At 49.3% G+C, this 10,257-nt stretch carries 9 protein-coding genes; 6 read left to right on the top strand and 3 right to left on the bottom strand.

Annotated elements, in window-relative coordinates:
* A partial coding sequence (locus tag ABY802_RS14395) for a lamin tail domain-containing protein (RefSeq protein ID WP_372627821.1) occupies positions 1-597 on the bottom strand: 597 nt, incomplete at its 3' end.
* Positions 598-788: 191 nt separating this feature from the next.
* On the opposite strand from ABY802_RS14395, the gene ABY802_RS14390 reads away from it, so the two are divergent.
* The 3 genes from ABY802_RS14390 (at position 789) to ABY802_RS14380 (ending at position 3,300) form a co-directional block, all read left to right on the top strand.
* Entirely contained in the window at positions 789-1,070 is a 282-nt protein-coding gene (locus ABY802_RS14390) for a pyrimidine/purine nucleoside phosphorylase (RefSeq protein ID WP_372627820.1), read from the top strand.
* A gap of 32 nt (positions 1,071-1,102) precedes the next feature.
* A complete protein-coding gene (locus tag ABY802_RS14385) occupies positions 1,103-2,908 on the top strand; it encodes an ABC transporter ATP-binding protein/permease (protein ID WP_372627819.1) in 1,806 nt (601 codons plus the stop codon).
* Positions 2,909-2,976: 68 nt separating this feature from the next.
* Positions 2,977-3,300 carry a TraR/DksA family transcriptional regulator gene (locus ABY802_RS14380; RefSeq protein ID WP_372627818.1) on the top strand — a complete coding sequence of 108 codons (324 nt, stop codon included), beginning with the start codon at positions 2,977-2,979 and terminating at the stop codon, positions 3,298-3,300.
* Positions 3,301-3,357: 57 nt separating this feature from the next.
* On the opposite strand, the gene ABY802_RS14375 is transcribed toward ABY802_RS14380, so the two are convergent.
* Entirely contained in the window at positions 3,358-4,257 is a 900-nt protein-coding gene (locus ABY802_RS14375; protein WP_372627817.1) for a dienelactone hydrolase family protein, read from the bottom strand.
* A 191-nt stretch (positions 4,258-4,448) separates the two neighbouring features.
* Between ABY802_RS14375 and ABY802_RS14370 the strand changes: the two genes are divergently transcribed.
* Both ABY802_RS14370 and ABY802_RS14365 read left to right on the top strand, forming a co-directional pair.
* Positions 4,449-5,414: a calcium/sodium antiporter gene (locus ABY802_RS14370; protein WP_372627816.1), complete on the top strand. Its 966-nt coding sequence runs from the start codon at positions 4,449-4,451 to the stop codon at positions 5,412-5,414.
* Between the two features lie 148 nt (positions 5,415-5,562).
* Positions 5,563-8,841 (top strand): PDZ domain-containing protein, encoded by a 3,279-nt coding sequence (locus ABY802_RS14365; protein ID WP_372627815.1) that lies wholly within the window; start codon positions 5,563-5,565, stop codon positions 8,839-8,841.
* Between the two features lie 69 nt (positions 8,842-8,910).
* Here ABY802_RS14365 and ABY802_RS14360 read toward each other — a convergent pair whose 3' ends face one another.
* Entirely contained in the window at positions 8,911-9,318 is a 408-nt protein-coding gene (locus ABY802_RS14360) for a VOC family protein (protein WP_372627814.1), read from the bottom strand.
* Between the two features lie 212 nt (positions 9,319-9,530).
* Between ABY802_RS14360 and soxR the strand changes: the two genes are divergently transcribed.
* Positions 9,531-9,971, top strand: coding sequence for a redox-sensitive transcriptional activator SoxR (soxR, locus tag ABY802_RS14355; protein ID WP_372627813.1), 441 nt, complete (start codon positions 9,531-9,533; stop codon positions 9,969-9,971).
* Positions 9,972-10,257: the final 286 nt, after the last annotated feature.

Below are 10,257 nucleotides of genomic sequence, written 5' to 3'. Positions count from 1 at the left end.
GCCGCAGCTTAAATCAAAGTCCGGATCCGGGTCGACTGGTCCGCCACCTTCACCATTAAATAAGCCAATATCACTAAAATCATCCTGGGGGAAACCTAACCATTGATCAGCAGGCTCAAACGTATCCAGCGGATTGCTATCATAGCTAACGGCAGCGCGGCGTAAAGTGTCGTTTGCCGTGGTAATATTTCCCGAACCCCAGGCCGAACCCGGGTCAAAGCCCACCTGACCAATACTGTCGATCACCTGACCATCTTTGGTCAGGGTAATGGCATCGTCACCATTCCACAGCCCACCGCCAATGGTCTGATCTGCCAGGCTAAGTAGTTCTGCAGACGCGCTGGCAGAGGCAAACACATAAGTTGCCCCCGGGGCCAGTTCACCGTTTAATGCTACGCTGACGCCCGCGCTGGCAGCGCCATTAAAAAAAACGTTTATCCGGTAGTCAGCCAGATTCAACGTGGTGTCGGTCGGGTTAAAAAACTCTAACGCTTTATTATTGGCAGAGCCTTCAACATACTCAGAAATAAAGAGCTCAGCATGCGCTGCAGGTGCTATTAGCAATGCAATACTGGCCGCTAAAAGTGTTTTTTTCATCGTGGGTCCCTGAAATTATTGTTATTAAAAAAAATAAAAAAAAGCGTCTTACCATAGCGCTAATTTATGTCATTTTCATTAACATTATGCAAAATAATCAATCGTTTATTTTACATTGAAATGTCAGTTTTTTTTACTGGGAAAACCAGCGGTTTTAAGGTTTACTAGTACGCTTACTTTAAGGAGATATTATGTTTAACGTTAATCAGTATTTTGATGGCAAAGTTGCGTCTATCGCATTTGCCGGCGAACAGCTACCGGCCACCGTAGGTGTTATGGCGCCAGGTGAATATGAGTTTGGTACCAGTAAGCACGAAGTCATGACAGTAATAAGTGGTGCTTTAACGGTATTACTGCCCAGTACAACTCACTGGCAAACGTTTAACAGCGGCCAGCATTTTAACGTAGCGGCTAATGTGAAATTTCAGGTAAAGGTAAACCAGGATACCGCTTACCTGTGCACTTATGCATAATACTCATTAGTCATTATTAAATAGAGCAGTCTATGCGCGGGATGCGAAGTACAGCCAAACAACCGGAACCGCAAAAACGTCCTGAGGCACTGCAACTGGGCCAGACCGTCGCTACGCTCTGGCCTTATTTAATGGCATTCAAAGGCCGGGTGTTGCTGGCTATATTGGCGCTGATTGCCGCCAAAGCTGCCACATTAACCATGCCCTGGGCCTTAAAAGAAATTATTGATGCGCTGGACCCTTCCGTCAGCAGCGTGGTGCTGCTGCCTGTTGCGTTACTGTTATTGTATGGTGGCCTGCGGTTTGCCACGGTATTTTTTGGCGAGCTGCGTGACGCCCTGTTTGGCCGGGTGACTGAACATGCGATGCGCCAGATTGGTCTGAAAGTGTTTAAACATTTGCATAGCCTGGAACTGGCGTTTCATCTGGATCGACAAACCGGCGGCATCAGTCGTGATATTGAGCGCGGCAGCAATGGCCTGAGCTTTCTGATGCGCTTTTTAATGTTTAATATCGTGCCTACCCTGTTCGAAATACTGGCGGTAGCGGTTATATTCAGCCTGTTGTTCTCACCGTTGTATGCCGTTATTACCGTGATTGCCGTGGCGCTTTATATCTTTTTTACCGTGTCGGTTACCGAATGGCGCAATAAATTTATCCGTGAAGCCAATCAGGCAGACAACACCACTAACAGCCGGGCGGTCGACAGCCTGTTAAATTACGAAACGGTAAAGTACTTTAACAATGAAGCGTATGAAGCAAAAACATATGACGGCTTTCTGGCCAAATGGGAGCAGGCCCGGCTGAAAAACCGCTTAAGCTTGCTGGCGCTCAACTCAGGTCAGGCGCTGATCATTGCTGGCGCCATCACCAGCCTGATGTGGCTGGCTGCTGCAGAAGTACGGGCCGGTAATATCAGTCTTGGCGAACTGGTGATGGTTAATGCTTACATGATCCAACTGTTCTTGCCGCTGAATTTTTTAGGTTTTGTTTACCGGGAAATTCGCCGCGCCCTGACCGATCTGGAAAATATGCTGGGGCTTCTCGGCCGCAAGCCCGCCATTGCCGACACCCCGGATGCTAAGCCGCTTGCGGTTAGCCACGGCGCTATCACCTTTAACAATGTCCAATTTGCTTACCAGGCAAACCGCGCTATTTTGCAAGGCTTAAGCTTTCATGTACCCGCCGGTAGTAAAGTGGCTATCGTCGGGGCCAGTGGCGCCGGCAAAAGCACCCTGTCTCGTTTGTTATATCGTTTTTATGCCATTACCGGTGGCCAAATCAAGATTGATGGCAAGGACATCGGTAGCGCAACGCTGGACAGCTTACGCCGGGCAATCGCTATTGTGCCGCAAGACACGGTACTGTTTAACAGCAGCATCCGCGATAACATTCAGTATGGCAACCCGGATGCCAGTGACGCAGAGGTTGATCAGGCCATCGAGCTGGCCCATTTGCGTAAATTTATTGATAGCCTGCCACAAGGTGACGCCACCATCGTGGGTGAGCGCGGGTTGAAAGTCTCTGGCGGCGAAAAGCAGCGAATTGCGATTGCCCGGGCTATTTTAAAAAAATCACCTATCCTGGTATTCGATGAAGCCACTTCGGCACTCGATTCCAGTGCCGAGCAAGCTATTTTGCAAGCGATGCGCGAAGTGGCACGCAACCATACCAGTCTGGTGATTGCCCATCGGCTGTCTACTATAACCGACGCCGATAACATCATTGTATTAAAAGACGGCATGGTGGCCGAGCAAGGCAACCATCAGCAGTTGATTGCCCGCCAGGGCGAATACGCCCGGATGTGGCAATTGCAGCAACAACAACAACAGATATGAGCCAGATCAACCCCTTAACCTTAAAAGCAGGCTATGCTTAAACTGACGGGTAAATTAAGGGGTCAGTTATGCCGCTCCAACAATTAAAACATAAGTTATTAGTGCAAAAAGTGCAGTTAGAACGCCAGTTAAATGCTATTCATGATGATTTTCAGCAGGGTCGCAGCGCCGACGCCGCTGAGCAGGCTGCCGAGCGGGAAAACGAGCAGGTACTAAACAGCCTGGAGTACAACGCAGCAGAAGAATTAAAGCAAATTGATATTGCACTGCAACGCATGGAGCATGGTGAATACCTGAATTGCAGCCAATGTGGCGAAGATATTGGACTGGAGCGGTTAAACGCCGTGCCCTTCACCACTTTATGTATCAGCTGCGCCAATACACCAGTGTAACGCCAGCCTGCCTTTGAGCGACAAGCTGGCCGATTAAAGGATAACTGGCAGAGCGAGTTAACTCAGGTGTTGCTTAAAGAAGGCTACAGTGCGTTGCCAGGCCAGCTCCGCCATTGCTTCGTTGTAACGTGCGGTAGAGTCATTGTGAAAGCCATGGTGTGACTCTGGGTAGCGGTGTACCGTAAATGTTTTATTGTGCTGCTGCAGCAATGCTTCAGCCTCAGGCCACATGGCATTCACCCGCTCATCCAGCTCGCCCAACTGCACCAGTAATGGCGCTTTAATATCAGCTATTTTATCTGCCGGTGGCGGCGAGCCATAAAACGGCACGCCAGCATTCACCACATCGGGCAATTCAGCGGCCAGCAAGCCAGTCATGGCACCACCAAAGCAAAAACCGACTACCCCCAGTTTACCACTGCCGCCATCAAGCTTATCAAGCCACATCGCAGCCGCTTTTAAATCAGCAATAATTTTCTGACCGTCCATACTGCGCTGCATTTGCCTGCCATCATCATCATTACCCGGATACCCGCCTAGTGGCCACAGCGCGTCAGGTGCAAAGGCAATAAAGCCGGCTTTGGCTAAACGGCGGGCCACATCTTCAATATAAGGGTTTAAACCCCGGTTTTCGTGGATCACCAGCACGGTTGGTAGCGCAGATCCGGCTTTGGCAGGTTTTACCAGATAGCCCCGTCCCTCCCCATGCCCATCTGGTGACGGGAACGTCTGATAGGTAGCGGTAATATCAGGGTCGTTAAACGACACTTGCTCTGCCAGTGCATAATTTGGCAATAAGCCGCCCAGAATACTGGCAGCAGTGGCAGTACCAATGGCCAGGCCGCCAATAGCGGTTAGAAAATCCCGGCGGTTTAACATGCCATGGGCATATTTATCGTATAACTCATAGGCTTTGGCCGGAATGGCTGCAGGGTGCACTTTTTTATTGTTATTCATCGTTGTTTTCCTGATCTACCGTTTTTGATTAGAGATAGCAATAACACATCAACTGATTTCGACTACGCTGAAACGTTGGGTAAAGTTTAGTACAACTGCTGAAAAATAGTTGCTGCCGAGCGCTGCGCTCACTGGAAAATAGTATTGCAACTGTTATGCTATGCCACATTATTTGCAACGGGAACAACCTTATGTTTTTGGCAGTGTTGGCGTTAGTTTTTGGCCTGGCGTTACTGGTCTGGAGTGCAGATCGTTTTGTTGATGGTGCCGCAGCTACCGCACGCTTTGGTGGCATGCCGCCGTTACTTATTGGTATGTTAGTGGTAGGTTTTGGTACTTCAGCCCCCGAAATGGTGGTGTCGGCCATGGCCGCTGCTGATGGTAACCCCGCCCTGGCGCTGGGTAATGCCTATGGCTCTAATATTACCAATATTGCCCTGATCATTGGTTTGGTTGCGCTTATCAGCCCGATAAATGTGCACTCGCAAGTCATTAAAAAAGAATTACCTTTATTGCTGGCCATTACCCTGTTTGCCGGCTGGCAATTGTTTGATCATCAGCTTAGCCGGTTCGATGCCTGGTGCTTGCTCGGCGTGTTTGCCGCAGTGATGGCCTGGTCGGTATGGCAAGGCATGCGTAACCCACAAGATGCACTGGCAGCCGATATTGATACCGAAATCAGTAACAATACCATGACATTAAAGCAAGCGTTAATGTGGCTGGTACTGGGCCTGATTTTGCTGATTATTGCTTCCCGTTTTCTGGTTTATGGCGCCGTTTATATCGCGCAGGGCCTTGGCGTCAGTGATTTAGTGATTGGTTTAACCGTGGTAGCCGTCGGCACCTCGTTACCCGAACTGGCATCGTCATTGATGGCAATCAAAAAAGGCGAACATGATATTGCACTGGGTAATATTATCGGTTCTAACTTGTTTAATACCTTAGCGGTGGTCGGTATTGCTGCGCTAATTCAGCCTATGGCGGTAGATCCGGTAGTGCTTACCCGCGACTACACCCTGATGTTTGGTTTAACTGTCGCCTTGCTGGTGCTGGGCATCGGTATCAAAAAAGCCGGCCGGATTAACCGGTTAGAGGGGGCCTTATTGTTGGCGGTGTTTTTTGGCTACACCGGCTATTTAATCAGCACAGCTTTCTGATACCTATCTACCCTTCAGTGCGGCTGATGGCTTTCATTAGTCGCACAGAAAACTCTGCTTACAGTTTTTGACATCAACAAATGTTCTCCTGTGCTATTACTTGTGGGTTATTTACTTTTAAAACCATAATAAAACACAGGGGACTCTGATGTTTAAACCCAAAAAACTGGCCATGTTATGTTGTATCGGCCTGGGCCTTAGCGCCACCACAGCCGTCGCGAACGATGGCACCCGCTTATTACAACAACCCGATATATCAGCCAACCAGTTGGCATTTGTTTACGGTGGCGATATCTGGCTTACCGACCGCAATGGCCAGAACCCGCGCCAGCTTACCAGCCACCCTGCCAGTGAATTTGCGCCAAAATTTTCGCCAGACGGTAATTGGCTGGCGTTTTCCGCCAGTTACGACAACAACACCGATGTCTATGTCATGCCTGCCACTGGCGGCCCTGCTACCAGACTGACTTTTCACCCGGACGCGGATACCGTTAATGGCTGGAGCCCCGATGGAAAAAGCATTGTGTTTGCGTCAAACCGCGAAATCGCCAATAGCCGCAGTAATCAGTTGTACTCAATAAGTGTTGCAGGCGGTTACCCACAAAAGCTAATGGAAGCCGTGGCCTTCGAGGGCGACTTGTCAGCCGATGGTAAAAAGCTAGCGTACCGGCCTAACAACATGGCGTATAGCGGCAGCAGCGGCTGGCGGCTACATCGCGGTGGCAGCACCCCACCGGTATGGATTATCGATTTAGAAAAACAGCAGCTGGAGAAAATACCGCACCCTAATGCCAATGAATTTAACCCATTCTGGCTCGGCGATACGGTGTATTTTTTATCAGACCGTGACAACACCGCCGTTAACCTGTTTCAATATCGCGATAAGCAGGTTACTCAGTTAACCAACAATACCGACTGGGATCTGCGCAGCGCTGCCGGTCATGGCAACAGTATCGTTTATGAAGCTGGCGGGTACCTGCATCAGTTTGATGTCAACAGTGGTCAGAGTAAACCGATAAATATCAGCATTACCACGCAATCAGCCCAAAAACGGCCACAGTGGAAAGACGCCAGTAAAACCTTAACCAGCGCCCGCTTATCCACCACCGGCCAGCGGGTTGTGATCAGCGCCCGTGGCGATATTTTCACGGTACCAGTTGAAGACGGTAGCACGCGAAACCTGACCCAAAGCAGCGGTGTACGCGAATTTGATGGCTTATGGAGCCCGGATGCCACCAAACTGGCTTATATTTCCGATGCCGGCAATAAGCATCAGCTGGTAGTGCAAAACCAGGATGGTTTAAGCGAGCCTGAAGTATTTGCTTTAGCCGATACTGGCTACTTTAACCTGCTAAGCTTTTCGCCCGATGGCGAGCGGATTGTCTACCACGATAATCACCTGAATTTATACGCGTTTAATTTGAAAACTAAGCGCAGCCAGCGGCTTGATACGTCAGAGCGCCGCACCGATTTTAAGGTGTCGTTCTCGCCCGACAGCCGCTATCTGGCATATACCACGGCAGGGGCAAATTATTTTAGTCAGATTAAATTGTTCGATTTTCAAACCAATAAAGCCAGCCAGATCACCGATGGCATGAGCCATGCGGATGATCCGGCCTTTAGCCAGGACTATCTGTACTTTAGCGCGTCAGTTAACACAGGCCCATCCCAAGTTGGTCTGGATTTATCGACCCGCGAGCGCCCCGTGCGTAAAGCTATCTATGCCTATGTACTGGCCAGCGACGGCAAATCGCCGTTGCTGCCGAAAAGCGGTGATGAGCCAGCAAAATCGGCAGCCAAAAAAGACGATAAGAAAGACGCCAAAAAAGGCAAAGATGAGGATAAACCGGCGGTAAAACCGGTAAAGCTTGACCTGAACGGTCTGCAAAACCGGATTGTTGCCCTGCCAATAGCTGAGCGTAACTACGACAGCTTAAGTGTCGCCAGTGACGGCGCCCTGTTCTATATGGAACGTACTCAACCCGGCAGCAGCAACGAGCTGCCTGGCTCGGATGGCCGCAACAGCGCTACCTTATACCGGTTCGATTTTGAAGAGAAAAAATCTGAAAGCGTGAAGCAGGATATTGCCAGCTACAATTTAAGCGATGATGGCACAAAAATCCTAATGCTAAGCCTGCCGAATAAGCTGGAAGTGGGTGATGCGAAGGCAAAACCTGACGCAAAAGCCGTATCACTAGCTGAAGTACGCAGCTTTGTTGACCCCGCCAAAGAATGGCAGCAAATTTTTGCTGATGCCTGGCGCATGCAGCAAGAATATTTCTATGACGCTAATATGCACGGCATTAACTGGCAGGCCATTTATGACAAGTACCAGCCAATGCTTAAGCATGTGCAGCGCCGGGAAGACTTAAACGATGTACTGGTACAAATGATTGCCGAATTACAGGTGGGCCATAACCGGATTGGCGGTGGTGATGTGCATCAGGAAAGCAGCAGCAAAGTGGGCTTACTTGGCGCAGACTTTGTAATTAACAACGGCAAGTATCAGTTTAAAACGGTGTATACCGGCGATCGCTGGAGCCCGTTCTTAAAAGCGCCGTTAAATGTGCCTGGCGCCAGTGCCAAAGCTGGTGACTATTTACTGGCAATTAATGGCCGCGAGCTTAGCGCCAGTGACAATGTGTTTGCACTTTTGGATAACACCCAGGGCAAACAAGTCATATTAAGCATTGCCGATGATGCCCGTGGTAAAAACCAGCGCAATATTACGGTCGAACCGGTGGCCAATGAAAACCAGCTGCGACTTTGGCACTGGGTAGAGCAGAACCGTAAGTTGGTTAACGACAAAACCGACGGCAAAGTCGCCTATGTTTACCTGCCAAATACTGCCGATGGTGGCTTTTACTTCTTTAACCGCATGTTCTTTGCCCAGACCGACAAGCCAGCGGTTATTCTGGATGAGCGCAAAAACGGTGGCGGTCAGGCAGCTAACTACATCACGGAAATTCTGACCCGGCCGTTTTTATCTGGCTGGAAAGACCGCGATGGCCTTATATTCACCACACCGGGTGCCGGCATTTACGGCCCGAAAACCATGCTAATCGATCAAGACGCCGGTTCAGGCGGTGATTTCCTGCCCTGGGCCTTTAAACGCCTTGAGCTTGGCACTACCATCGGTACCCGTACCTGGGGTGGCTTAATTGGTATTTCTACTAACCCGCCAATGATCGACGGTGGCTTCCATGTGGTGCCGTTTTTCCGTTTCTATACGCCAGATGGCGAATGGCGGGTAGAGAACGAAGGTGTCGCTCCGGATATTGAAGTAGAACTGGATCCGATCGCGGTTAATAAAGGCATCGATGTGCAGTTAAACCGCGCTATTGAGCATACCTTAAAAGAGCTGAAAGCCAATCCACCGGCCGATCACAGCACGGCACCGGCCATGCCGACCAAGCTGGGTTTGTAATCTTTCACATCTAGCCAAAAAACCGCTGCCCTGCAGCGGTTTTTTTATGTGATTTTAGCTGTCCTGGGTTTATTTGCGCTCTGCAGGTATATCGCTTAAATACTCAATAAACTCCACTTCAAAGCCGGCTGGGTCAACAAAGTAAATATTTTTACGATATGGCTCCTCTGCGCCTGCTTTAGCAATGGCATAACCCGCTTTATTTAATCTGGCGATAACAGCGTCCAGGTTATTGGTTACATAAGCAAAATGAGCAAAGCCAACATTGTGTCCAGCCAATTCGCGGTTGCTGCCTTCACCGTGATCGCTCAGTGCCAGATAATGATAATCATCGCCAACATGCAGCCACTTGCGCGGCTTGCCATACCACTCGCCCTCGCCTTCATCCCGAATGCGCCAGTGCGGGAAAGCCGCACGGTAAAAATGCAGCATGGCGTCTATATCCGATACCACTAAATTTACATGTTCCAGATACATTGTTATCTCCTTTTGCGTTACTTATTTTGCATAGCCCGGTTAAACAACCGGAATAAATGGCATAAAAAACTGCGGCAGCGCGGCAGTTCGTGGTCTGGCGGGTAAGTCATTGCATTTCTCCTTGCATTGAATCGACCGGCAGGTTAAAACCTCAACTTAAGTTGAGGTAAAGTGTTTTTTTAGGGTTAGCGAAAAAAAATTGTGGAGCAAAAATGGCAGAAGCAACATGGAGTGTTGGCCGCGTGGCAAAGCGTTGTGGTGTTAAGGTAAGTACCCTGCACTTTTACGAGCAAAAAGGCCTGATTAAAAGCTTGCGCAATAACGGCAATCAGCGCCGTTATAAGCCGGATGTGCTGCGGCGTATTTCCGTAATTAAAGCCGCCCAGAAAATGGGTATTAGTCTGGAGGAAATAAAACAGGCGTTTAACTCGCTGCCGGACAACCGCACCCCGACTGCAGAAGACTGGCAGCTGCTTGCCAGTAACTGGCAACAAATGCTTGATGCCAGAATTAGCTATATGCAAAAGCTGCGCGACCAGCTAACCGGCTGTATTGGTTGTGGCTGTTTAAGCATGAACAGCTGCCCGCTGTATAACCCGGACGATATGTTGGCAGCGAAAGGTAGCGGCCCGCTGCTACTAGACCAGACATAGGTGCTTAAACAGCCCTAACCTGAGACAAAAGCAGAGACCTGAACGCAGGAGCAGACATGGTAGTTAAGGCAGTTTAACAGTGCCGGTAACGTCAGAGTCTTTTACATACACCGCTATTCTCAAACTACCTAAAGTAGTAAGCGCCTAAATAATAAGCTTATTTTATTTCGGCTTAAATATTGCTTAGTTTTTAACCAGCTACCCTATCCCCATTCTAAAGTAGTACCTGTAGCTTACCCATTCCTGCCATGCCGTAACTGGTGAGAATAACGCATACCTTGTATCG

Source organism: Arsukibacterium sp. (assembly GCF_041616895.1).
Taxonomy (GTDB): Bacteria; Pseudomonadota; Gammaproteobacteria; order Enterobacterales; family Alteromonadaceae; genus Alishewanella.
This window is presented reverse-complemented; position numbering and strand designations above follow the sequence as displayed.

What these genes read in the sequence shown, in the direction of transcription:
- ABY802_RS14390 (WP_372627820.1), top strand. Translation starts at nt 789, where the DNA reads ATGTTTAACGTTAATCAGTATTTTGATGGCAAAGTTGCGTCTATCGCA.
- ABY802_RS14385 (WP_372627819.1), top strand. Translation starts at nt 1,103, where the DNA reads ATGCGCGGGATGCGAAGTACAGCCAAACAACCGGAACCGCAAAAACGT.
- ABY802_RS14380 (WP_372627818.1), top strand. Translation starts at nt 2,977, where the DNA reads ATGCCGCTCCAACAATTAAAACATAAGTTATTAGTGCAAAAAGTGCAG.
- ABY802_RS14375 (WP_372627817.1), bottom strand. Translation starts at nt 4,257, where the DNA reads ATGAATAACAATAAAAAAGTGCACCCTGCAGCCATTCCGGCCAAAGCC.
- ABY802_RS14370 (WP_372627816.1), top strand. Translation starts at nt 4,449, where the DNA reads ATGTTTTTGGCAGTGTTGGCGTTAGTTTTTGGCCTGGCGTTACTGGTC.
- ABY802_RS14365 (WP_372627815.1), top strand. Translation starts at nt 5,563, where the DNA reads ATGTTTAAACCCAAAAAACTGGCCATGTTATGTTGTATCGGCCTGGGC.
- ABY802_RS14360 (WP_372627814.1), bottom strand. Translation starts at nt 9,318, where the DNA reads ATGTATCTGGAACATGTAAATTTAGTGGTATCGGATATAGACGCCATG.
- soxR (WP_372627813.1), top strand. Translation starts at nt 9,531, where the DNA reads ATGGCAGAAGCAACATGGAGTGTTGGCCGCGTGGCAAAGCGTTGTGGT.